This window comes from Halomonas sp. IOP_14 (genome assembly GCF_021021315.1).
GTDB lineage: Bacteria > Pseudomonadota > Gammaproteobacteria > Pseudomonadales > Halomonadaceae > Vreelandella > Vreelandella titanicae.
In genome coordinates, this window is the sequence record NZ_JAINWD010000025.1 from 1 (window position 1) to 23,792 (window position 23,792).

General features: G+C 56.0%; 19 protein-coding genes and 1 pseudogene. 7 read left to right on the forward strand and 13 right to left on the reverse strand.

All coding sequences use genetic code 11. The annotated features are described in order from the left end of the window. Positions 1-1,747: pseudogene (locus K7H09_RS16075) on the reverse strand (carbohydrate-binding protein); the annotation flags it as partial. Positions 1,748-2,443: 696 nt separating this feature from the next. On the opposite strand from K7H09_RS16075, the gene K7H09_RS16080 reads away from it, so the two are divergent. Then, positions 2,444-3,334 carry a sugar nucleotide-binding protein gene (locus K7H09_RS16080; RefSeq protein WP_022520898.1) on the forward strand — a complete coding sequence of 297 codons (891 nt, stop codon included), beginning with the start codon at positions 2,444-2,446 and terminating at the stop codon, positions 3,332-3,334. Then, a complete protein-coding gene (locus K7H09_RS16085) occupies positions 3,331-4,065 on the forward strand; it encodes a lysophospholipid acyltransferase family protein (RefSeq protein ID WP_022520897.1) in 735 nt (244 codons plus the stop codon). Before K7H09_RS16080 ends, K7H09_RS16085 begins: the two co-directional genes overlap by 4 nt. Positions 4,066-4,170: 105 nt before the next feature. Here the strand turns inward: K7H09_RS16085 and fabB are convergent, their stop codons facing one another. After that, positions 4,171-5,388, reverse strand: a complete 1,218-nt coding sequence (gene fabB / locus K7H09_RS16090) for a beta-ketoacyl-ACP synthase I (RefSeq protein ID WP_022520896.1) — start codon at positions 5,386-5,388, stop codon at positions 4,171-4,173. A gap of 13 nt (positions 5,389-5,401) precedes the next feature. Next, complete coding sequence (fabA, locus tag K7H09_RS16095; protein ID WP_022520895.1) at positions 5,402-5,917, reverse strand: 3-hydroxyacyl-[acyl-carrier-protein] dehydratase FabA; 516 nt, start codon at positions 5,915-5,917, stop codon at positions 5,402-5,404. 281 nt (positions 5,918-6,198) lie between these two features. Here fabA and K7H09_RS16100 point away from each other — a divergent pair, with 281 nt between their 5' ends. Next, a complete protein-coding gene (locus K7H09_RS16100; RefSeq protein WP_230805185.1) occupies positions 6,199-8,040 on the forward strand; it encodes a putative bifunctional diguanylate cyclase/phosphodiesterase in 1,842 nt (613 codons plus the stop codon). On the opposite strand, the gene K7H09_RS16105 is transcribed toward K7H09_RS16100, so the two are convergent. From K7H09_RS16105 to K7H09_RS16140, 8 genes are all read right to left on the reverse strand, one after another. After that, positions 8,018-8,527 carry a DUF2878 domain-containing protein gene (locus K7H09_RS16105; RefSeq protein ID WP_022520893.1) on the reverse strand — a complete coding sequence of 170 codons (510 nt, stop codon included), beginning with the start codon at positions 8,525-8,527 and terminating at the stop codon, positions 8,018-8,020. The two genes, K7H09_RS16100 and K7H09_RS16105, sit on opposite strands and share 23 nt — an antisense overlap. Further along, entirely contained in the window at positions 8,528-9,796 is a 1,269-nt protein-coding gene (locus K7H09_RS16110) for an SAM-dependent methyltransferase (protein ID WP_027958777.1), read from the reverse strand. It abuts the gene before it with no gap. After that, entirely contained in the window at positions 9,793-10,590 is a 798-nt protein-coding gene (locus tag K7H09_RS16115) for a DUF1365 domain-containing protein (RefSeq protein ID WP_241254316.1), read from the reverse strand. The genes K7H09_RS16110 and K7H09_RS16115 overlap by 4 nt, the downstream gene beginning before the upstream one ends. Further along, a complete protein-coding gene (locus K7H09_RS16120; protein ID WP_041158906.1) occupies positions 10,590-11,957 on the reverse strand; it encodes an NAD(P)/FAD-dependent oxidoreductase in 1,368 nt (455 codons plus the stop codon). Before K7H09_RS16120 ends, K7H09_RS16115 begins: the two co-directional genes overlap by 1 nt. Then, the gene (locus tag K7H09_RS16125; protein WP_039860229.1) at positions 11,954-12,739 is read right to left on the reverse strand and encodes an SDR family NAD(P)-dependent oxidoreductase; all 786 of its coding nucleotides are present in this window, start codon (positions 12,737-12,739) and stop codon (positions 11,954-11,956) included. The genes K7H09_RS16120 and K7H09_RS16125 overlap by 4 nt, the downstream gene beginning before the upstream one ends. A 36-nt stretch (positions 12,740-12,775) precedes the next feature. Continuing rightward, positions 12,776-13,207 (reverse strand): nuclear transport factor 2 family protein, encoded by a 432-nt coding sequence (locus K7H09_RS16130; RefSeq protein WP_022520889.1) that lies wholly within the window; start codon positions 13,205-13,207, stop codon positions 12,776-12,778. Positions 13,208-13,238: 31 nt separating this feature from the next. Next, on the reverse strand, positions 13,239-14,651 hold the full coding sequence (gene phrB, locus K7H09_RS16135; protein ID WP_230805216.1) for a deoxyribodipyrimidine photo-lyase: 1,413 nt from the start codon (positions 14,649-14,651) through the stop codon (positions 13,239-13,241). Positions 14,652-14,737: 86 nt separating this feature from the next. After that, positions 14,738-15,658 (reverse strand): MerR family transcriptional regulator, encoded by a 921-nt coding sequence (locus K7H09_RS16140; RefSeq protein WP_009288159.1) that lies wholly within the window; start codon positions 15,656-15,658, stop codon positions 14,738-14,740. Positions 15,659-16,150: 492 nt separating this feature from the next. Between K7H09_RS16140 and K7H09_RS16145 the strand changes: the two genes are divergently transcribed. Next, the gene (locus tag K7H09_RS16145) at positions 16,151-17,053 is read left to right on the forward strand and encodes a TIGR01777 family oxidoreductase (protein WP_041158909.1); all 903 of its coding nucleotides are present in this window, start codon (positions 16,151-16,153) and stop codon (positions 17,051-17,053) included. Here K7H09_RS16145 and rapA read toward each other — a convergent pair. Next, positions 17,050-19,995 carry an RNA polymerase-associated protein RapA gene (gene rapA, locus K7H09_RS16150; RefSeq protein ID WP_027958784.1) on the reverse strand — a complete coding sequence of 982 codons (2,946 nt, stop codon included), beginning with the start codon at positions 19,993-19,995 and terminating at the stop codon, positions 17,050-17,052. The genes K7H09_RS16145 and rapA overlap by 4 nt on opposite strands. 113 nt (positions 19,996-20,108) lie before the next feature. Further along, on the reverse strand, positions 20,109-20,912 hold the full coding sequence (locus K7H09_RS16155; RefSeq protein ID WP_041158910.1) for a TlpA disulfide reductase family protein: 804 nt from the start codon (positions 20,910-20,912) through the stop codon (positions 20,109-20,111). Positions 20,913-21,041: 129 nt separating this feature from the next. Here K7H09_RS16155 and K7H09_RS16160 point away from each other — a divergent pair, with 129 nt between their 5' ends. From K7H09_RS16160 to K7H09_RS16170, 3 genes are all read left to right on the forward strand, one after another. Further along, complete coding sequence (locus tag K7H09_RS16160; RefSeq protein WP_041158911.1) at positions 21,042-21,287, forward strand: hypothetical protein; 246 nt, start codon at positions 21,042-21,044, stop codon at positions 21,285-21,287. Positions 21,288-21,406: 119 nt separating this feature from the next. Further along, entirely contained in the window at positions 21,407-22,615 is a 1,209-nt protein-coding gene (locus tag K7H09_RS16165) for an ABC transporter substrate-binding protein (protein WP_009288157.1), read from the forward strand. Positions 22,616-22,766: 151 nt separating this feature from the next. Next, entirely contained in the window at positions 22,767-23,747 is a 981-nt protein-coding gene (locus tag K7H09_RS16170; RefSeq protein ID WP_039860234.1) for a Fic family protein, read from the forward strand. The last annotated feature ends 45 nt before the right edge of the window (positions 23,748-23,792 follow it).

Genomic DNA, 23,792 nt, shown 5'->3' on the forward strand with positions numbered 1-23,792 from the left:
CGATGGTGAAGATTGTGGCAGTATCGAACGCCTCCGCCTGTAAACGGATGGGATCGGCGGGCTCGGGAGGAGGTGTAACGCTATCTTCAACATCACCAACGGCAATGACGAATGTTTCGCTAACACTCGCACCCGCCGGGTCAGTGGCGGTTATCTCGACGCTGACCGAGGTTGTCGTTTCAAAATCAAGGCTTGTGCCGCTTTTCAAGCGCAATACGCCGCTGACATCTACCTCGAAGCGCTCGTCGCTGACAGTAAAACTATGGGTGTCGTCATCCTGGTCTTCCACAATGAGCTGACCAATAACGGCGCCTTCCTGGTTTTCCAGCACGCTGTTGTTATCTAGCAGCAGGGCGGTGGGTGCGGAAGGCTCTGCCGCCACCAACGCCATCTCAATTTTATCGATATTGGGGCCGTTGGCGCGGCCGCCCAGCCGCAGTAAGTTTTCGCCAGCGGCTAGCGTGAATTCGAGTGTTTCTGTCGTCCAACCTTCCCATTGCGTGGCAGCGGGCGTACTGGTAGTTACGCCGCTGGGCAGATCATCGAGATCATCGGGCATATAAAGGGCGGGCGTTGTTTCTGCAAATGCAAAGGTGCCAATACTCGTTAAGCCGCTGCCTTCGACCAGCGACAAATCAAGCGGCCTGCCGCTGGAACTGGCATAGGTCACGGTCATGGAATAGGTGCCTGCGACGGGGGCTTGATAAACAAATTCCCCATAAGCATCTACATTGCCAAATGCCCAATCCAGGTAGCTAGCCTCTTCGGCACCTACTCGAAAGGTGTCGTTGAGGCTTACGATATTGGCGGTAGTCACCGGGCGATTGGTATCGATGCCATCTGGGGTTAGGTCGGGTTCTGGTGACAAAAAAAGCTCTTCGCCTTGGATCACCTGACTGCCTAGCGCGGGTTTGCGGATCTCGAGATAATCCACATTGGGGCCGCTGAGGCCATTTGACGTAAAGCTGACGCTGTTTTGCCCCTCTTGAAGCTGCACAATAATGGTGCGTTCAGCGAAGGTAGTGAAGTCACTTGCATTATTATTGCCTTCGGGGCTGGTACTGCGTAGGTCAAACATGCGATCAACCAACTGATCATTCACTTCTAGACGCAGAGGGCGGTTACGTTCGCTGGCGACAGCATCGTTGTTTCGACTCAAGGCGTAGCTTACCGCCAGTTCATATTCACCCGCCTCCGGGACATCGATATTGAAGGTAAGAGTTTCACCACTCGGGCCGACAAAATCGGCATAGGCATTGCCATCAGCATTAACGGCATTGGGTTCACCGACGGCGGACGTGGTCACGCCGCCTGTCATAACAGCATAGTTGCTGTCGCCATCTGTATTGTCGGTATCTTCTGCCTGAATACGGATGGGGATGAAAACAGGGGGCACGGGAAGGCTTTCGGTGACTTCAAAGGTGACCGCCTCACTGCCAGCTTCAATTAAGTTGCCTCCACTGTCGAGTGCGCTAATCAGCAGTTGAACGTCACCATTGGTAAGGTTAGGGAGGTTATCGAAGATAAAAGGTGGAGATGTTTTCGTGAGCGTTAGTGACTCACCCTCGCTATTAATGATGGTTAATTCGATTGATTCCGTAAGAGATAACGAATCAAGGGGGGTATTAATGATAGGAATGATACGGATTGCACTATTTTCTATTTCATCTACTGCCACTGTCTGCGCGCTGTTTAAGCCACGCTGGACTTCACCACTCGCTGCATCGACCCAAGAAATAGAGAACATAAGACACCCCTGTGATGTAATTAGCTAATTGCAGGCAACACCTGGCATATTAGGGTTGTTGATATTGAGAAGGTGCTGAGCATCAGATCCCCATGAGCCGTGTAGTGGCCACCTCGGCTCCATGCTCGTTACAATTTTCTACCTTAGTTAACCTCTCATATCTCACAAGGGTTAAATTTCTAATGTCGTTGTATTGTCTGGTTGGTTTATTAAATATTATTTTTAGAAAGTAGAGGGTTATAGCTCATGTAATATGAGTGTTTGGTAAGTTGTTTAGAAATATGGCTAAAAAAATGATTATCTTATGATGAGGCTTTAGTTTTTTGGAGTTGATGATTGATTACTATTTGAACTCTTTTTACTGCCTATATAGTCAAGAATGTCATTAGAGAGTTATTAGTTTTTTAAGCAATAGACTGTGGTTGATTCCATCTCGTCACCAGTGTTTAAGGCGCTTTACTCTGATAATATCCATTATGCAGCTATTTAAGATTGGTTTTTCACGCGGTTTATTCTGACCGTAATAGCGGCCAAATTCGTCGGTCACGGCGGTGAGGAGGCTTCCTACGGGGGGCGAGAACCAGTAAAGTGTACCGCTCCTGTCGCCGAGCGGCAGCCATGAGCCTTATCTTGTACGACAGTGCCTAGATCTTGGGTGGTTGGCACTAATGTTTGTAAATTGTGCAGAGGATGGTTGTGAAACTTTTGATATTGGATGCCGGCCACTGCTTAAACTTGGCACTGGCTCGGGAAGCAAGCCGTCGCGCCGATACGGAGTTAGTCATTGAACAGGGTACAATCATTACCGCCTCTCGTCTTGAGGCGATAGCCCCCGACGCCGTGATTATTCCACCGTTGGCCCATCCACTGAATATGGCGCCAGCGGATGTGACGGCGCATGCCGATGCGGTAGATATTTGTCTGGATGCCTGCCAGGCGCAAGACGTAGCGTTGATATGGTGTGTCTCCGATCAGCTCTATGAAGATGGTTTGGATGTCCCCATTGATGAGCATGTGGTGCCCGCGCCACGGGATGATAGCTTGCGCCGTCTGGTGCAGACCGGTGATCGCATCCGTGCGGAGTTTCGGCGTCATTTGATTGTGCGCTTAGGCCCGCTGTTTGCGCTGGAAGGAAGCCATGCGTGGCTAAATGACATCATTGGTGATTTGGTACTCGGGAAGGCAGTGCGCGCTGCGGAGGATGTGATTTTTTGCCCGACCTCCGCGGATGCCGTTGCCATGGCGCTGATTGGCATGCTACAGCAGCAGGTCAGCGGTGCTGAGGCTTGGGGGGCTTACCATCTTGCTGGCACCGAGCCGGTCAGCGCCTTTACCTTTACCTCCATGGTGCGTACTCAGCTGTTAACGCACCTTGAGGGGCGCGGTGAGCAGATTACCCTCGGCGAGGTTCAGCCGCTTAAACATCATCATGATGCAAAGCTACGGCGCGTTTTGAACTGCCGGCGTGTGCTGGATGTGTTTGGCGTCCATCAAAAACCGTGGCGGTTAGAGGCTGGGCGTATGTTGGATACGTGGTGTTTAACCCGTGAAAGTAACCGTGTCAGCAATACAGGAGCGTCGGCTTGATAAATGTGGTTCGCAGCTTGGTCTTTTATGCTGGCTACTTTTTGGCCATGCTGATGATCGGCATCCTGTTTCTGCCCATTGCGCCGTTTCTTCCACTGTCTGGCCGCTACCGATTGCTTAATTTGTATAACTACTTTTTGATGGTGTGGTTTCGTATTGCCTGCGGGGTGCGCTACGACATCCAAGGGCGGGAAAACCTGCCCAGTGGCCCGTGTGTGATTCAAGCCAACCACCAGTGTGAGTGGGAAACCGTGTTTCTACAGGTGATGAAGCCACCGGTATGTACCGTGTTAAAGCGCGAATTACTGCGCCTGCCGATCTTTGGCTGGGGGTTGCGTCTGCTTCGCCCGATTAGTCTGGACCGCTCGAAACCAGCACGGGCGATGAAGCAAGTGCTTACTCAAGGCGTCGAGCGTTTGGGAACGGGGCTTTCAGTACTGATTTTTCCTGAAGGGACACGGGTAGATCCAGGCATCCGCAAACGCTATAACAAAAGTGGTAGCGTGGTGGCGTGTCGGGCAGGGGTGCCGGTATTGCCGGTGGCTCATAATGCGGGTGAACGCTGGCCAGGCCGCCACTGGGTTAAGCGGCCAGGCGTACTGCGTGTGCGCATTGGTAAGCCGATTGAAACAGCCGGGCGTATGCCCGATGAAGTGCTCGCAGACGTCGAGGCGTGGATTGAAGCGCAGTTACAGGAAATTTCAGACGTGCCACGGCCTACCTCTCGGTAACCGTCTTTTGCGTATACGTTACGCCTGTACATAAAAGCCTGAGCATAAAAACGGCGCCCAATGGGCGCCGTTTTTATGCTTATCATGCGAGTAGCCGTACTAGCGTTAGTCGTTGAAACGCTGGAAGACTAAACACGCATTGGTACCGCCAAAGCCGAAGCTATTAGACAAGGCACGTTCTATCGTCACGTCATCGCGGCGTTCGGTGACAATATCAAAGCCGTCGGCCTGCTCATCCAAATCGGTGATATTCGCTGAGGCGGCAACAAAGTTGTGTTGCATCATCAGCAGTGAGTAGATCGCTTCCTGTACACCGGTAGCCCCCAGGGAGTGGCCGGTGAGCGATTTGGTCGAGCTCATGGCAGGTGTTGTATTCCCAAACACTTCGCGTATCGCCTTCAGTTCGGCAACATCGCCGACGGGGGTCGAAGTGCCATGGGTATTGATGTAGTCAATATCACCATCGACCGTTGCCATCGCCTGACGCATGCAACGCGTAGCACCTTCTCCCGAAGGGGCGACCATATCATGGCCGTCAGAAGTCGCGCCGTAACCCACCAGTTCGCCATAGATCTTGGCGCCGCGGGCTTTAGCGTGCTCGAGTTCTTCCAACACCAGCATGCCACCGCCGCCGGCGATAACAAAGCCGTCACGAGCTTTATCGTAAGGGCGTGAGGCCTTTTCAGGGGTATCGTTGTAGTGGGTAGAGAGCGCACCCATGGCATCAAACAAACAGGAGAGGGTCCAGTGCTCCTCTTCTCCGCCACCGGCAAATACCACATCCTGCTTGTTAAGCTGAATTTGTTCCATCGCGCTGCCAATACAGTGTGCGGAGGTCGCGCAGGCAGAAGAGATGGAGTAATTGACGCCTTTGATTTTAAACGGCGTTGCCAAGCACGCTGACACAGTGCTACCCATTGTCCGAGTGACGCGATAAGGACCAACGCGGCGCAGACCTTTTTCGCGCAGTATGTCGGCTGCTTCAACCTGATTAGCGCTTGAAGCACCGCCAGAGCCCGCAATAAGCCCCGTACGCTCGTTGGAGACCTGCGCTTCGCTTAGCCCAGCGTCTTCGATGGCTTGGGCCATAGAAACGTAAGCATAGGCCGCCGCGTCGCCCATAAAGCGGAGTAGTTTGCGGTCAATGAGTGCTTCAAGATCGATATCGACGCTGCCTGCCACATGGCTACGGAAGCCACGCTCGGCATACTCTTCCTTAAAACGAATACCGCTACGCCCAGTTTTGAGCGCGTCCAGGACCTGTCGTTGGTCGTTGCCAAGGCACGATACGATGCCAAGGCCGGTGACTACCACTCGTCGCATGGGAGCCTCCTGTTCAGAAATTCGCAGTGGAGGTAAATAGGCCAACGCGCAGATCATTAGCCTGATAAATGTCGCGTCCGTCGACGGTTACGGTGCCGTCGGCGATACCCAAGATAAGACGTCGGGTAATAATACGCTTAATATTAATGCTATAGGTCACTTTTTGTGCATCCGGCAGGATCTGTCCGCTGAATTTAACTTCGCCGCAGCCAAGCGCACGTCCGCGACCAGGGTGGCCTAGCCAGCCCAGGTAAAACCCTACTAGCTGCCACATGGCGTCTAACCCTAAACAGCCAGGCATAACGGGATCCCCAGGGAAGTGGCAGTCAAAGAACCACAAGTCAGGCGTGATATCCAGCTCGGCGATCAGCTCGCCCTTGCCATGCTCACCGCCCTCTTCGTGAATGTGCTTGATGCGATCAAGCATCAGCATGTTAGGAGCCGGGAGCTGTGCATTTCCGGGGCCGAATAGCTCGCCGCGGGAGCAGGCCAGCAGTTCTTCGCGATCAAAGGAATGTTGCTTGGTCACTGAATCGTTCCGAATATCAAATTGGTTGTGTGGCTAGTCTACTTCCCGAAACCGCTGAATGCACGTAACAGGCTATTTATCGTCCATCACTAGAGATTTTAGCGGGTTGGCCGATAGCACTAAAAGTGAGCGGCTTGGCTCATTAATAGCCGATTATGCACAATAAGTGTTCCATTGCCGTAATATAGAGTATCCAAGTGACTTATTAGGCGGCATGATCAGCATGGCACCTAACGCTAATTTTTATCTGAGTTAATTTGTATAGGGTATAGCGAATCGCCATGTGGCTTCCTGTTTCACTCAATCGTCCGTTAGTTTGGGTCGCACTGACGGCGCTTCCCGCCTGTGTTTGGATACCTGATGCGATGCTACGTCTGGTGGCAGCATCGCTGGTCGCGCTTGGGCTGTGGGACGCCTGGAAACAAGTGCGTCAACAGCAGCTACGTCTGCGACTGTCGCAAGATACGTTAAGACTTGCCAGCGATGCCATGGTGATTAGCGATGCGCAAAATCGCGTGATGGTGGTTAACCCAGCATTTACCGAAATTACCGGCTATGCCAGCCAAGAGATTCAAGGGCTGAAGCTGGAAACACTGGCAGCCCCGCGCCATGACAAAGCCTTTTATCAAACGTTTTGGAGTACGCTAAAAAGCACCGGCCGCTGGGAAGGTGAAATGTGGAGCCGCCGTAAACACGGCGACGAGTACCCCGAGTGGCTAAAAGTCCGTGCCGTGACCGACAAACGCGGCAACATTACCCATTTTATTAATTTGTTTGCCGATATTTCGGCACAAAAAGCTCGTGAGCGCGATTTACGCCGTATCGGCTATGAGGACCCTCTCACTGGGCTGCCTAACCGTCGCCGTCTCCACGATCTGCTTGCCTCTCGGCTGCACCATTTACGCGCAGGTGAGAGCCTGGATATGGCGCTGGTGGATATAGATGGTTTGAAATCAGTCAACGATAGCCTGGGGGTTGAGCAGGGTGATCGGCTGTTAGCACGTTTTGCCCAGCGGCTAACAGGCTATGTAGCAGGGAGCGTGGTAGGGCGCCTGGGCGGCGATGAGTTTATGGTAATCCGTACCACCACTTTTGACGATCACGACCAGTGGGTAGCCACCCTGCGTGAGCATATGAGTCGGCCCTTTGAAATTAACGACCACTCGCTGCGCTTAGGGCTCACGATTGGCAGCTGTCGCGTGCCTGAAGATGGTAACGACTCCGGCGTACTCTTCCAGCGCTTAGAGTCGGCGCTTTATAGCGCCAAACGGCTAGGACGTAACTTAAGTCAGCGCTTTCGCCCGGCGCTGGATAAGCAGGATAATCCTCAACTGGCGCTGGTCAGTGACCTGCGCGCCGCGCTTATTTCCGGTGACCAGTTGGAACTGCATTATCAAACCCAGCATGACCCTGCCAGCGGCGAGCTGGTGGGCATGGAGGCGTTACTGCGTTGGCGCCATCCCAAGGATGGCATGATTTCCCCAGGCGACTTTATTCCGTTGGCCGAGAGGCATGGTTTAATGAGTCAACTGGGAGCCTGGGTGATCGAAAAAGCCTGTGCCCAGCAAGCCCATTGGCGTAATAGTGCTATGCCCAAGCTAACAATTTGGGTCAATATTTCGGCACTGCAGCTGTTTCAAGGTGACCTGGAGAGCCAACTGACGACCTGCCTAAAGCGTTACCAACTGAAGTCTTCGCAAATTGGCTTAGAGCTGACGGAGTCGGTGCTACTCGACGAGCGTGCGGGGGATATGGGGCCACGCTTGCAGGCGCTACGGGATCAAGGCTTTGCGATTGCCATCGACGACTTTGGTACGGGCTATTCGTCGCTTGGCTATTTGAAGCGCTTGCCGGTGGACAAAATTAAACTCGATCGGGCCTTCATTAAAGAGCTGCCGCACGATCAGGCGGACGCCTCGATTGTTAAGGCGGTGCTAGCGATGGCGGAAGGCATGGGGCTAGGAGTGATTGCCGAAGGTGTTGAAACCAAAGAGCAGTGTCAGTTCTTGGTTAATGCCGGGTGCACGTCCGTACAGGGGTTCTACTTTGCTCGGCCGCTTGCCGCCGCTGAGTTGGAAAAACGTCTGGTGCCTGCACCAGTCACCGTCCCCTCTGCCTCATAGGCTTAAAATAGCTAATACCCACACAAAGCAACGCCCAAACGAGCGCCTGAGCGGGCAGTAACCAAGCCGACAGGGTCACCTCTGCCAGTAGTGCGCCGCCATAATAAGAGAGTGGGCCACTAATGGCACCACATAGCGCGGCTAGCAGCGGGTAGCGCCACAGCCAGGCCAGTGAGTGATAGACCAGGGTGGCAAACAGCGGCCAGAGCATCCATAGCCATAGCGGCAGAAGCCCTAGCACCAGCGTTTGATCGTTAAAATCGAAACCACCTAGTAATTGCAAGCCTCCATCAATCACTAGTCCCAGCAGCGCAAATCCGGCGATAAAGCGCCACTCTCCGGGCCACGCGCAGCGCCATAGATGCCAGGCCAACAGGCTGCCCCCTGCAAAGGCTGCTACCCATGAACCACCGAGTACGCATAGTAGCCAGCCAGCCTCAAAGCGCAGGGCATTCAACACCAGCGTCTGCCACTTGCACGATACCATTTAGAGCGCGCCTGTGAGCGGAAGGGGTTTCGCCGCGGGTTTCGCCAGCAGTAGGTGGCAGGTGCCGATGGAGCGCTCGATAAAACCACCCTCGCAGTAGCACAGGTAGTAACGCCACATGCGAATAAAGCGCTCGTCGTAGCCCAGTGTTCTCACCTGCTCCAGGCTGGCTTCGAAGCGGTGGCGCCACTCGCGTAATGTGCGCGCGTAATGCGGGCCAATTTCATCCAGCGCGACGATGTTCAGCGACGTTTTACGCATAACGCTGGTTAACATGGCGTGGTGCGAGGGAAGAAAGCCGCCAGGAAAAATGTAGCGCTTGATAAAGTCCATATCGCGTTTAGCTTCTTCAAAGCGCTGATCGCGGATGGTGATGGCTTGCAGCATGGCCTGCCCATCGTCGGTCAGCAGGCTATCCAGCTTGTTGAGGTAGGTATCGAGGTACTGATGCCCCACCGCTTCAATCATCTCTACCGAAATGAGCCGGTCATAGCGGCCGGTCAATTCCCGGTAATCCTGCTTAAGCAGGGTGATTCTGTCCTCCAGCCCCTCTTCCATGATGCGTTTTGCTGTATGGGCGTGCTGCTCGTCCGAAATGGTGGTTGTGGTGACACGGCAGCCACGGGTTTTGGCTGCATGAATCGCCAGCCCTCCCCAGCCAGTGCCAATCTCTAGCAGGTGATGCTCGGGCTGCACATCGAGCTTTTCCAGCATCAAGTCGAGCTTGTAGGTAGAGGCCTCTTCCAAGCTGGCTTCGGGATAGGGAAACACGGCGCTTGAATACATCCAGTGGTGGCGATCTAAAAACGTCGAAAACAGATCGTTGCCAATATCGTAGTGGGCGGCAATATTGCGTTTCGAGCCAGTTAGGCTGTTGCGCTGAAAGCGGTAGGCGGCACCCAGCAGCCAGCGGGCAATGCGAGCGCTGCCGTTCTCCATTTTCCCATTCACATGCTCAAGGTTGGCAGCGAACAGCCGTACCAGGGCGACCAGATCGTCGGCGTCCCAATCGCCGTCCATATACGACTCGGCAGCTCCTACCGTGCCGCCAAAGGCGAGACGTTTCCAAGCGCGGGAGTGACGTATCACCACGGTCACCTGCAGCGGGCCTTGCTGACCCAAGTGATGACACTGATTGCCCTCAATCAGGGTGATACGTCCGCCGCGAAAGGTGTCCAGTTGGGCCATTAGGCGTGGCTTTAGCCACTTGGTTAAGCGGCTTTCGGCAACCGGTTGAAGGTTAGGGGGCGTGGAACGCAGGGTCGTCACTTTGAAGTCTCCTTGCGCTTGGGGTGGTTATAAACGGGGACGCGCTTAAGCCACAGGCGAAGCGCTTCAAAATGAATACCCGCAATGGTTTTCAGGCTCATCCATGGCTGGCGAGCCAAGGCTTTTAGCAACGTGCCGCGGGTGGCGGGTGAGGCGTCAAGGGTCAACGTGGCATCAAAATGGCACTGCTGATCCTGCCAATTTTCCATATGCAGAAAGAGCTTTTCGCCGGGTGCATTAAACTTCCAACGGTAAGTCATCTCCATGGGGTTAAACGGCGAGACGTGGAGGTCTTTATCGAAATGCGCTTGGTGACTATGGCGTGAGGGATCCACCGCGCTGGCGTAGCAGGTGCGCTCACGCCAGGGCATATTGGTGACCTCACTTAATACGGCTGTCAGTCGCCCCAGGTGGTCGTAAGCGTAGTAGACGGAAATAGGGTTAAACATGCAGCCCAGCGTGCGTAGCTGGGTAAGCACGCAGATACGGCCATTAGGCGCGCTTCCCAACTGCCGAATTAGCTCTTCGCGAACGGCGGTTTTCAGCGGGCGATCAACCGGCCCCAGATAGTCTTCGCGACGAAAACGCGCCAGCGCAGGGCGACGGGCACTAAAGCCGGGCACCTTGTCGAACAGCTCGGGCAGCTCGTCCAGATCCAGCCAGGCCATCCATAGCTGGTAACTAAAGGCGTGGGATTTGGGCGTAAAGCGCCGGTGGCGTAGGGTGCCACGATAAATACGCGAGCGTGGCTGGGTGGTTATCCCAGCTGTCATTTCAGTCAGCATGCTAGCCATCAACTCAGCCCCTCGACACCTTGCGGCGTTAGCAGCTCATGGGCAGGTAGCGCGGAAGGTGGCGCAGGCGGCGGGGCGGCTTCATCACAGCCTAACGCTTGCGCCACCCGCAGTGCGCTCCACACGCCGTCTTCGTGGAAGCCGTTACGCCAGTAAGCACCGCAAAAGTGGGTGCGATGGGCCGTAGACGAAATGTCGGCGTGTCGTGCCTGAGCCGCTTGGCCAGCCAGGGTGAACTGGGGGTGTGCGTAAGTGTAGCGGCCCAGCACCTTGTTTGGATCAATGCTGGCGCTGTCGTTCAGGGTCACGCAAAAAGTGGTGTCGCTCTCTATCCGTTGAAGGATATTCATAGCGTAAGTGACCGATACCCGTGCTTCGCTATCGCGCTGATCCAGGCGGTAATTCCAGCTCGCCCAGGCGCGCTTGCGCCGCGGCAGCAGGGCGGTGTCGGTATGTAGCACCACTTCGTTATCCTGGTACGGCATGGCGCCGAGGATCGCTTTCTCGTCGCCGCTGGCGTCGCCCAGCATGGCAAGGGCCTGGTCGGCGTGGCAGGCGAGCACTACTTGGTCAAAGCGCTGGGTTCCGGAGGGCGTGGTGATACTAACGCCGGTACTGTTGCGGGTAATTCGGGTGACCGGTGTATTGAGGTGAATACGCGATGCATAGGGCGCCGTCAGACCGGGGATATAGCTTTTCGAACCGCCCACCAGGGTGTACCACTGGGGGCGATGGTTGACCGATAGCAGGCCGTGATTGCGAAAAAAACGCACAAAAAACGCCAGCGGGAAAGCGCGTAAATCACTGATGCTGGCCGACCAGATGGCAGCCCCCATGGGCAGTAAGTAGCGCTGCTGAAAATCGCGGTTGTAGTGGTTGCGATCCAGGTATTCACCCAGGGTTATATGTTCGGGAAGCTGTTGGCTCTCCAGCGCGTTGGTGGCCTGCTTGTTAAAGCGCAGAATGTCGCCCAGCAGGCGATAAAAAGAGGGATTAAACAAATTGCGTCGTTGGGCAAACAGCGAGCCCAAGGTATGACCGTTGTACTCAAAATCCCGCGCTGTTTCATGTACCGAGAAACTCATTTCGGTGGCTTGTGAGGCGACGCCCAGGGTGGCCATAAGGCGCTGAAAGTGCGGATAGGTCCAGTCGTTAAAGACAATAAAGCCGGTATCAATAGCGTAGGAGTCTTCCGCAACGTTCACGTCCATGGTGGCGGTGTGCCCTCCCAGGCGTGAATCTGCTTCAAACAGCGTGACGTCATGTTGGGCGGAGAGGTACCAGCCTGCTGCCATGCCGCTAATACCGCTGCCAACAATGGCAATACGTTGTGATGCCCCAGAACTTTGCGATGCCATGGTGCTCATGACGACTCCTTTTGGCTGCGGGTCATGCGCAGGCCAATCTGACGGCGCACAGTGGGGGGCAAAATGCCCAGCAATTTGACCAGATAGGTAAACCGGCGTGGAAAGTGGATATCCAGCCGCCCCTTCACCAGCCCCGCGATAATGGCATCAGCTGCTTGCTCTGCCGTTACCTGCATCGGCATAGGGAAGTCATTACGTTCGGTGAGCGGCGTTTTCACAAAGCCAGGGTGGATCAGGCTGACCTCAATGCCCTCCTGATCAAGGTCTAAGCGCAGCGACTCTAAAAAGTAACTTACCGCGGCTTTAGACGCCCCATAGGCTTCCGCACGAGGTAGCGGTAAATAGGCTGAAGCGCTGGAGGTGGCGGCTAACCGAGCCAGGAGGCCCTCTTTGCGCGCCGCGCGCAACAGCGGCAGTGCGGCTTCGACGCCGTACAAAGTGCCGAATAGATTGGGCTTCAAAACCCGCTCGACTAAGTCCATATCGAACTGCTGAGCATTCAGATATTCGCAGGTGCCGGCATTAAAGAGCGCCAAATTTAACGCCCCGAGCTGCTCGCGGATGTCGTTACCCGCCTTGAGCACTGCTTGACGGTCGCTGATATCCAGCGGGAGAGGGTGGGCATTGGGGTGGCCATGGCTCAGAGCTTCGAGTGCTTCGTCACTGCGCGCGCTAAGCACTACCTGGTGGCCTTGGGCGATGAGCTTACGCGCAAGCGCTTCACCAATGCCGGAGGTGGCACCGGTTAACCAAATGCGTTGGGGCGTTTTCCATGTGCTCATTAAGCCTCCTCGGGTTCCCTGCGGTGATGTTATCGCTTAGGCAAGGCGTTTTTTTAACCAGCGAATGGCGCTTCCCATCAGCGGTAAATGTTCGTAAAGCATGGCGCCCGCATCAAAATAATCGCGATGACGCTCAACGCGCCCATCGGCGGCAAAGGTAAGTGCACTACAGCCTTCCACATTGACCGGCTGGCCACCTGCCAATCGGGGATGAATAAACGTCATGCTCCAGGTGACAAATGCTTGCTGACCCTGTAACTGTCGAGTGTGGTAAGTGAAGTGGCACTGCTCGACATTTTCATACATGGTTGAAAAATAAAGCGCTAACGCGTCGCGACCTTCAATATGGTGCAGCGGGTCACTAAAAATTATATTTTCAGTATATACCTCGTATAGCTTTTCTGTACAGGTATTGTCTAGTTTATTAAAAAAGGCGCAGAACGCCTCTAATACCGCAGGCTCAGCCATCACGGTCTCCCTAGTAGTTGCTACAACAGATTTATTTAGAGAGCGATTTAAATGCCTCTAAGGCGCGCTGACGTGCTGCCTTGTGATCGACAATAGGCGCTGGATAATCGACGTCGCTAAGCAGATCCTGAGGTGGCGCGTGGCGCGCTTTGGCGGGTAGTTTGGCAAGCTCAGGCAGCCAGTGGGCAATAAACTCACCGTCCGCATCAAAACGGGTGGATTGGGTGGTGGGATTGAAAATACGGAAGTAGGGCGCAGCATCAGTACCCGTAGAGGCCGCCCATTGCCAGCCGCCGTTATTGGCGCAGAATTCACCGTCAATCAAGTGGCGCATAAAAAAGGCTTCACCGCGTCGCCAATCAATCAGTAGATGTTTGCTTAAAAACATCGCCGTGATCATGCGCAGTCGGTTATGCATCCAGCCGGTGTTCACTAATTGGCGCATGGCGGCATCAACAATGGGATATCCCGTACGCCCCTCGCACCAAGCCTGAAAGCCTTCGTCATCGTCACGCCAAGCTAGTTGCTTGGTATGCTCCTGAAAGGGCTGGTAACGGCATACCTGCGGAAACCCCACCGCTACGTGCTGATAAAATTCTCGCCAGACCAGCTCGTTGACCCAGGTAGTAAGGCCGGTATCGCCATCGGCTAAGTGGTCGCCGTTTTCGCTCATCACCGCTTGTAAACATTGGCGATGGGAGATCATGCCTAGCGCCAGATAGGGCGACAGTTCACTGGTGCCGCGCACCTTCGGTAGGTCGCGCTGGGCGTTATAGTGACGACCACGAAAGCGTAGGAAGCGCGCTAAGTTATCCGCCGCGGCATTTTCACCGGCTGGCCACAGCTGCCCATCGATAGGGGAGCTATCAAGCTTGGGAAGTTCAGGCAGCGGGTCGCTTTGAATATCCAGCGCCGCTTGTACCTGTGGCGTCGCGCGCAGCGCCAACTGATCAGCGCTGACCTGCTTGTGCCACGCCTTGGAGAACGGTGTAAATACCCCGTAGTAGTCGCCCTTCCCGGTTAGCAGGCTGCCGGGGGCAAACGCTATGGCATCGTGGTAGCCATGTGCGGTAATCCCGGCCTGTTTGAAGGCGTCTTGCACAGCCTGGTCGCGGTGGCGCTCATTGAGCGCGTACTCGTGATTGAAGTGCAACTGCTCAACATCATATTCGCGAGCGATCTCAAGCAGCACCTCGGGTGCCTGGTCATAACGTTCAATATCGCGATGCAGCAGCGGAATATTCAAACCGTTAAGCGCCGTTTTGACGCTAGCGACGCCGCGCGCCCAAAAATCCAGCTTATTAGCGCCGTGGCCATGCGCTTGCCACTGAGGAATGCTGCGCAAAAACACCGCTATCACAGGGCCCTTAACCGCGGCGGCGGCGAGGGCACTGTTGTCGTCAATACGCAGGTCGCTGCGCAGCCATATCAACTGATGCTTTATAGGCTTTCCGGTCATAGGGGCCTCCTGCGGCACAAAAAAATGGCCGGTCGCCACGAAGGCGAACGGCCAGAATAAAGGCGCGCTGGTTAGAGTACGCCAGACTCGCGTAACAGTGGGCGCAACCGGGCAATCGCCTGAGGCAGGTCATCGCCCAGCATGTGTACTGGCCCATCGCGCAAATCGTTTTCGCGCAGACGAGCCACTTCGCCGCATACGCCGATGGGTACGTTAAGCGTCTCAGCCGCTTTAGGCAGCGCCTGGTTGATATAGCTATCGCTCTCCCGCTGACCGCTAGAGAGCAGCACCATGGACGAGTGCAGCCGCGCCACTGCCTGGGGAAGATCCTCAAGCGGCAGCGAGTGGTCAAGCATCTGCACCCGGTAGCCCTGCTCGCTGGCCATTAGCGCCGACATCAGTACCCACAGCGGGCCGGGGTCGTCGGGCATGGCGTTGAGTAGAATCAGCGGGCCACGGGTAGCCTGATTGGCATAGTGCAAGCGGATGCCCACCTGGCTGCGCAGAAAGGCTTCCAACGTGCGGCGAACAAGCTGGTCTGCCTGAATGGCCCACTTGGCTTCTAAGGTCAAAATAACTGGCTGCCAGAGTTCATTAATGGCCACGCTCAGTGGGTAGAGCGCCAAACTCTGATGATAAAACGCCTCCAGCTTGGCGAGATCCAACGCTTCGATAATAGCTTGCAACTGCTGGCGCTGGCTCGCCCAGTCTCCGGCATCAGGTGACGGGGCTTCAATTGTTTCTGGCTGGTCAAGCAAGTCGGCGACTTGACTGACCGGCACACCACGATTGAGCCACTGCAGGATGCGTTCGATGCGGGTGATGTCGTCCTGAGCGTAAAGACGATGACCTTTCGGAGTGCGCTGGGGGCGAATTAGCCCGTAACGTCGTTCCCAGGCGCGAAGCGTGACCGAATTCACCCCAGTTAAGCGAGAAACCTCGCGTATCGGATAGAGTGGCGTATCGGGGGGGTGGGTCGCCTTAAGACTCATGGGCGCCAGTACCTCTTCGTTGACTGCAGCGCGGCGCTGCAGGGGCTTGTTATTGTTCGCCGCGGCGAAGGTGATTCATGTTCCATTTAAAGGTTGCCTGATTTAAAAACTAAACATTAGCACGATACTGTATGCCCATTTGTACAACTTGTCGCTACCCGGTACAACCTTTATAAGAATCCTTCTTAATCATTTAAGCTCGCTCTTTATTGAACCGACCGGCCTATTAGCGCCTTTCCTAAACGGTGGCCGGATAGCCAAGCATCCTCAACGCGGCCGTCGCGGAAGCTGTCGCCGCACAGAGCCAGGCCACTTGCATTGTATAAGAAATCATGTGCGCAAGTAGTTGATGGCTGCGCATAGCGCCAGCGATAAGCAGCGCTTTTGATCATCATTGTGCGCCTGCCGGCCGCGTGAACTAGCCTGATAGGTAAGTGTCGGCCAGGCGGCTATGCAGGATTTCAACGATGCCACCAACAGGAGCAAAACCCCATGCGTGTATTAATCACCGGAGGCAGTGGCTTTGTCGGCCAGCGACTATGCCGGCAGTTAGTTGAACAGGGTCACGAGGTGCAGGTGGTCTCCCGCTCGCCTCACCAAGTGCGGGATCGTTTGCCGAACAATTGTGACATTCGCGATAGCGCCCAGGCGTTTATTGAATCGCCTCCGGACGCCTTGGTTAACCTGGCCGGTGAGCCGATTGCCGCCAAGCGCTGGAGCGATGAGCAGAAAGCCAAGCTGATTAACTCCCGGGTGGCGGCGACCGAGCAGTTGGTGGCGCTTTGCGAGCAGCTCAAAGCTAACGGCCAGCCGCTGCCCAAGGTGATGGTATCGGGTTCAGCGATGGGCTACTACGGCGATCAGGGCAAGCGCGTGGTGACTGAGAAGACCATGCCTAACGATGAGTTTGCCCATCGGCTGTGCAAACAGTGGGAGGCAGCCGCTAAGCCTATTGAGGCCATGGGCGTGCGGCTGGCAATTGTGCGCATTGGCCTAGTGCTAGAGGCGGGTGGAGGCAGCCTGGAGAAGATGCTGCCGCCGTTTAAGTGGGGGCTGGGTGGCCGCTTTGGCAGCGGTGAGCAGTTTATGCCGTGGATCCACCGCGACGATTTAGTCGCGGCGATCCTGTTTCTCATCAATCAAGAGGGCTTGAGCAGTGCCTTCAATGGCTGCGCCCCGCATCCAGTGACTAATGCCACCTTCACTAAAACCCTGGCCAGTCACCTCAATCGCCCGGCCATTTTCCCAGTACCCGCTTTTGTATTAAAAGCGGGCTTTGGAGAAATGTCGCGGTTACTGCTGACCGGAGCAGATATGCGCCCCGTGCGCCTGGAAGAGGCAGGGTTTAGCTTCCAATACCCCACCCTGGACAAGGCGCTTGAGGCGATCCTTTAGCGGTCGGCATCAACGGTGATAATCACCCGTACTGAGTCCAGCCGCAGGCGAGTGTTTTCAATGGCTTCGCTAAGTGCCTTGCGCTCATCTTTTAGCGCGTCGATTTCCGCACTGCGCACCGCCGGGTTGTGCTCGGCAAGTGCCGTTAAGCGGGCAATCTCGGCGTCCAACTGAGTGCGCATACGCGCTTCGGCGTTCTCGACGATGCTGGGCAACTGGCGCTCGGCTTCGCCTTCACCCTGCGTTAGCAGTTCACGCAGCTGGTCGTGACGGCTCTTGATCAAATCCCGCGCCAGCGACTTGTTGACCTTCTGCAGGTTTTTGCCCAAGCCGGTGAAGGAGATCTTGCTGGTCAGGTTGGCGCCCGATTCATCCAGCAGCAAACGCACCGCGGTGGGTGGCAGGAAGCGGTTAAGGTGCAGCTTCTTGGGTGCCGGGCAGTGAGTGCGAAACACCAGCTCGGCCATCAAGCGGCCGCTGGGAATGGCGTCGTGGCGCAGCAGAGCCAGCGCCGAGTTGCCCATGGTGCCATCCAGCACCCGACCCATCATTTCACGCAGCAGTGGGTGTTCCCAGGAGAGCCGCTGCACATCGTCACGGGCCAGCGCCTGGGAGCGGCTGTAGGTGGCGGTAAAGCCCTCTTCACCTTTAACCAGGCCCGGCAGGCCATCCAGCATATGTTGGCTGGGCTGCAGGTGCATTAAGCCCTTGCCGATCTCCTGGCTATCCACGCCGAAAATATCCAACGCTCGCTCAAGATAGCGCGGCAGGGCGGCGTCATCGTCAAGCTCGCGCACCGCGTCGATCACCTGCTGAGCGCGGGCGGGGCGGCAGGCGTTGAGCTCCAGCAGTCGGTTGCGGCCCGCATCGTGCTCCGCCAGCTTGGCGCTAAACATCGTGCGGGTTTCGGCGATGATCTCGTCAAGTGCCTCATCATCCAGCAAGGCATCAGCCAGGGCGTCACCAAAGGCATCAAACAGCTCGTTGCCGACCCCATGGGGGGCACTGAACGCATCCATACCTTCGTGGTACCAACGCAGCAGACGCTCGCCGGGGCTGCCCTCAAAAGTAGGAATATGCAGCTCAATAGCGTGGCGTTGACCGATGCGATCCAGGCGGCCAATGCGCTGTTCGAGCTGATCTGGGTGCTGGGGCATATCGAACATGACTAGGTGGCGGCAGAACTGGAAGTTGCGCCCCTCCGAGCCAATTTCCGAGCAGACCAGCACCTGTACGCCCTCATCCTCATCGGCAAACGCCGCCGCCGCGCGGTCACGCTCGATCAGGGAGAGGTCTTCGTGGAACACCGGAGCGTGGTAGCCGCCCAGCACCCGTAGCCCTTCAGCAAGGCCTTCAGCGGTTTCCCGGTGGTGGGCAATGACCAGGACTTTTTCGTTGGCGAAGCCGCTCTCACTGTCGTCGCTAAGCTTTTCCAGTAGCCAGTTAACCCGCGGGTCGATGTGCCACCAGTCTTCGCCATTGAGGGGATCATTGCTGAGCTCGCGGTAGGCCGCGTCGGGGTAGATCAGCACGTCGGGGTGATCCATGCCGGTCTCGATCAACAGCTCGTCGAGGTAGTCGTCGTCGCGCTCTAAGCGGCGCACCACGCGACGGTAGGCCGAAGGCAGCGCTAACGGTGCCAGGTTTAAGCGCCGCTCCGGGAAGCCTCCTACGTGACGGCGGCTGTTGCGGAACATCACTCGACCGGTACCGTGGCGATCCAGCAGCGCTTCGCTCAGCTGGTCGCGAGCGGTGTCCTGCTGCGCTTTGCTTGCCTCCGGGTTGCACAGGATGGCCAGCAGCGCCTGGCTGTCGCGGTCATCGGCTACCGCAGAGACGTCGGTACGGGCGCTAGGGTCGTCAGGCAGTGCCTCCAAGGCGTCGATGGCGCGGGCCACTTCGGTGTAGTGGCTCTCTTCGGCTTTGAAGCGCTCAAGATCGTGGTAGCGCTCGCTATCCAGCAACCGCAGGCGGGCAAAGTGGCTCTTGATACCCATCTGTTCGGGGGTCGCGGTGAGCAGCAGCAGGCCGGGAATCACCGCCGAAAGCTGTTCGACGCACCGATAGCCGGGGCCGCTGCCTTCTTCACTCCAGTCGAGGTGGTGCGCTTCGTCAACAATCAGCAGGTCGAACTGGCTGGCCAGTGCCTGCTCTTGACGCTGAGGGTTGGCAAATAGCCAGCCCTGGCTCGCTAGCACCAGTTGGGCGCTCTCAAAGGGGTTGGCGCTGCCGTGGGCCTGGCTCTGGGTTTCATCCAGTAGCGAGACGTTGAGCGAAAAGCGTCGCAGCAGCTCGACCAGCCACTGGTGAGTGAGGCTGTCGGGTACCAGAATCAGCGCCCGCTCTACGCGGCCATTGAGCAGTAGGCGGTGCAGAATCAGGCCAGCTTCAATGGTTTTACCCAGGCCCACTTCGTCCGCCAGCAGTACCCGAGGTGCATGGCGGTTGGCAACTTCATTGGCAATGTAGAGCTGATGGGGTATCAGATCGATGCGCGGCCCAGAAAAGCCCAGCGCGCTGTGCTGCTCGATACGTTGATAGTGGTGCAGGGTACGAAAGCGCAAATCAAACCAGTCGTTGCGATCGACCTGGCCGGTCAGCAGGCGGTCGCGAGCCTGGTCGAACTGCATGGTATCGGCGAGTTTGGCCTCGGGCAGCTCGCGCAGATTGCCTTCCTTGTCTTCACCGATATAGGTGATCAGGCCGTTGGACTCTTTGCTGTCATCGACAACGATCTGCCAGCCGTCAGCAGAGAGTACGCGGTCGCCGCTGCCGAACATAACGCGGGTCAGCGGGGCTTGGCGGGTGTTGTAGGTACGGGTTTCCTGACTGGCACTGAACAAAATGGTAACGCTACGGGCGTCGCAGTTAAGCACGGTACCGAGCCCAAGCTCGGCTTCGCCGTCGCTAATCCAGCGTTGGCCGGGAGAAAAATCGCTCATGATGCCTCGGGAGAGTCTGCAAAACGGGTCGACTGCCGCCGGTAGTGAGCGCCGGCAGCAACAGGGCGGGGGATTCTAACGCAAAGCAGCGGGGGGATTAAGGTGTATCGGCATCAATCTTGTAACCAGCGATCCAGCTGGGCGCGAGTAAGCTCGCCAACGTGGATATCCAGGGTGTTCCCCTGGCCGTCGAACAGCACTGTGGTGGGCAATCCCGGTGCTTGAAAAAGCGCCATCAGCTGCTGGCTGGGGTCACGCAGGGCGTAGCGAAATTCAAGCTGCTGCTCATCCAGGTAGCGCACCATGGGCAGTAGGTCTTCGCCTTGGTTAGCAACCACCACGCTGACACCATCGCGTTTTGCGGCCTCCTCGAGCAGCGGCATTTCACGCAGGCAGGGAGGGCACCAGGTCGCCCACAGGTTGACGATAATCAGGTCAGCGTTGTCGGTCAGTGAGGGCAGATGCACGTCATTGCCTTCCACATCCTCAAGGGTGATCTCCGGTAGGGCGTCAACCGCAAAGTCATTGCCCAGGGGCGCCAGGGTGACCAGCACCAGCCATAGGCTGGAGGCGGCGACCAGCATGGCCATTGCACCGCCCATAGCCAATAACCGCGCCCGCAGCGTCCAGGCCGTCCATACCAGGCCAGCCGTCATCCCCCATAGGCCATGGTAGCCGGGTTGCCACACTTTGAGCGCTTCAAGCGGGGCGTCGCTATAGCTATCCAGGTTGAGCAGGATATGGCCCACCCGAGCGCCCACTAACCAAACAATAATAAGCCCGGTAAACCAGCGCTGCTGAGCCGGGCGGGGCAGCCCTAACAAGAAGCGCGCGCAGAGCAGCAGTAGCAGCGCACAGCCAACGGCGTACAGGCGTGGTAGCGAAATCAGTAGCGGGCCGAGAGCAATGGCGTTCATGGGTATCCCGTTCAGGTTTTCAACGTAGGTTTTCAGCTTAGGTTTTTGATTCAGGTTTCCAGTTAAGCATGCTGCGAAGCAGGTACACTAGGAGACCATATCATTTGAGCTGAAAATTACGGAGACGTTATGCCCTCACCCGCTTTCGATAAGCTGCGCGCGCTAGCGATCGGATCCCAGGCGATTGGCTTGATCCTGATAATGACTCTGGAAACGGTGATGGGCAATGCGGCTCGCCCCTGGCAGGGTGTGGTGTTGGCCGCCATGCTGGTCACTGCGTTAACGATTGCGTTGGTGCGGCTTTACCGACGCAAACGCCTTCAAAAGCAGCTCGCTGAACGCAGGCGATATCTTGAGGAAGGCGAGGAGCGTTAGAAAGCGTTGCTTGTGTTTTTGCCGTTCCAGTTCCAGATTAATAGCAGCCTTAACGATTGTCCGCTGGGGCACACTAAAAAATTGCACAACTTTTTACGACACTGGGAGCGACAAATAATATGATCAATAAGCGCGCATTAGCCACCGCTGTGGCGGCCTCAACCCTGGCAATGACCGGGTTCGCACAGGCAGAGGTCAAAGTTGGCTTCTTGGGCGGCTTTACCGGGGGAATCGAAAGTTTAACGCCACCCATTTTTGAAGGTGCTCAACTAGCCGTAGAGCAGATCAATGAGCAGGGCGGCATTCTAGATGGCCAAACGTTGGTGATGCCGTCCGGTGATACCACCTGTTCCGATGCATCGGCTGCCTCTAACGCCGCCGACCGCATGGTGAACTCTGAAAATGTCACCGCGATTGTCGGTGCGCTGTGTACTGGTGCGACCATTGCTGCGGCTAATAACGCCGCCATTCCCGGTGGTGTGTTGATGGTGTCGCCCGCTTCGACTGCCCCTGCGGTATCTGAGCTGGACGATAATGATCTCGTCTTCCGTACCGTGCCGTCGGATGCTTTCCAGGGCGAGATCCTTGCCAAGCTGTTGCTTGAAAAAGGTATCGACGCAGTGGCGGTCACTTATGTCAACAATGATTATGGTCAGGGGCTTTCTGACGCCTTTAGCGCTGCTTTTGAAGCCGGCGGAGGTGAGATTACTGAGAACCTTGCCCACGAAGATAACCGCGCGGATTATCGCTCTGAGCTAGGCTCACTGTCAGTCAGTGGCGTGGATACTCTCGTCGTGCTGGCCTACGCCGACACCTCGGGTCAGACCGTGCTGCGCCAAGCCTATGAAAGCGGTATGTTTACCCAGTACGTAGGTGCTGACGGCATGGTCGGCGATAGCCTTATTGAAGCCATCGGTGCAGACGTGCTGGATGGCATGATCGCCACGCGCCCCGGCAGCCCTGACCTGCCCGGTACCGATATCTTTATCGAAGCCGCCGAAGCTGCTGGCTTCGATCCAAGCGCAGTATTTGCCGCCCAGGCCTACGATGCCGCTTTCCTGGTCGCATTGGCGATTGAGCAGAACGGCAGCGCCGAGCGTGAAGGCCTTTCCGAAGCACTGCGCAGTGTTTCCAGCGCCCCCGGCGAGGTCATTCTGCCCGGCGAGTGGGAAAAAGCGGTTGAGCTGATTGCCGCAGGCACCGACATCAACTACGAAGGCGCCTCTGGTTCGCATGAGTTCGATGACAACGGCGACGTGCCTGGCGTGGTGGTCGAGATGGCTGTGGAAGACGGCACCTTTACCAGCAAAGGTCAGGTTGATCTTTAATTCTCAGCATTAGTGTTAAAAATGCCGGGCTTATTAAGTCGGGCATTTTTTATTTGGCATGGCCCACCTTGTTGTCCTTAATCTTCCCTGCAATTCCACGTGTGATAGGATCAGAATTAAATTCTGAATGTGTGGGGGGATGATTAAACCCATGAGTTATAAACCCCCGTTTACCATCACCGCCGATATTCTCAATCTGGTCGCAGAGATCAGCGAGCAAGTGGGCAGACTGAACGCTAATGCACTGGATGCTTCGCCTCAGTTGCGCAAGCAAAACCGCATTAAAACCATTACCGGAACGTTGGCGATTGAAGGCAATACCCTGACTGAAGAGCAGGTCACCGCGATTGTAGACGGCCAGCGCGTGATGGGGAGTGTGCGCGAGTTGGCTGAGGTCAAAGGGGCGATTCAGGCTTACGATGCCTTACCCAAGCTGCAACCTGATAGCATCAATGACTTACTCACCGCCCATGGCTTGATGATGTCGGATATTCTGGTAAATGCTGGCGAGTTTCGGCATAAAGCGGTGGGCATCCACAAAGGGAATGTAGTACATCATGTTGCGCCACCTGCTCATCAGGTATCGGGGCTAATGGAGGATTTAACCCATTGGCTAAAACAGGCTAAAGACCATCCTTTAATTACCAGCAGTGTATTTCATTACGAGTTTGAATTTATCCATCCTTTTAACGATGGCAATGGTCGCATGGGACGCTTGTGGCAAACGCTGATTTTGTCGCAATGGCATCCGCTGTTTTTATCGTTGCCGCTGGAAAGCGTTATCAAAGACAACCAGCAGCGCTATTACCAAGCGCTTGAACAAGCGGATCAGCAAGCCGAGAGCACGCCCTTTATTCATTTTATGTTATCGGTCATCGCTCAGACACTAGTACAAAACGCCCCTGTAAATGTCCCTGTAAACGCCCCTGTAAATGTCTCTGGGCTAAAAACACCTGAAGCGATCATGGCGTTAATTCAGCACAACCCGGCGATTACTCGCCAGCAAATAGCCGACACCACAGGGAAAGACATACGTACTATTGGCCGTGCGATGGCCAAGTTACAGCAAGCGGGCAGGTTGAAAAGAGTAGGGTCAGATAAGTCGGGCCATTGGGAGATTATCAGTGAGTGAGCCCCACCCCACGCTTTTCGTTATACGAGTATTGATTGTTACCAA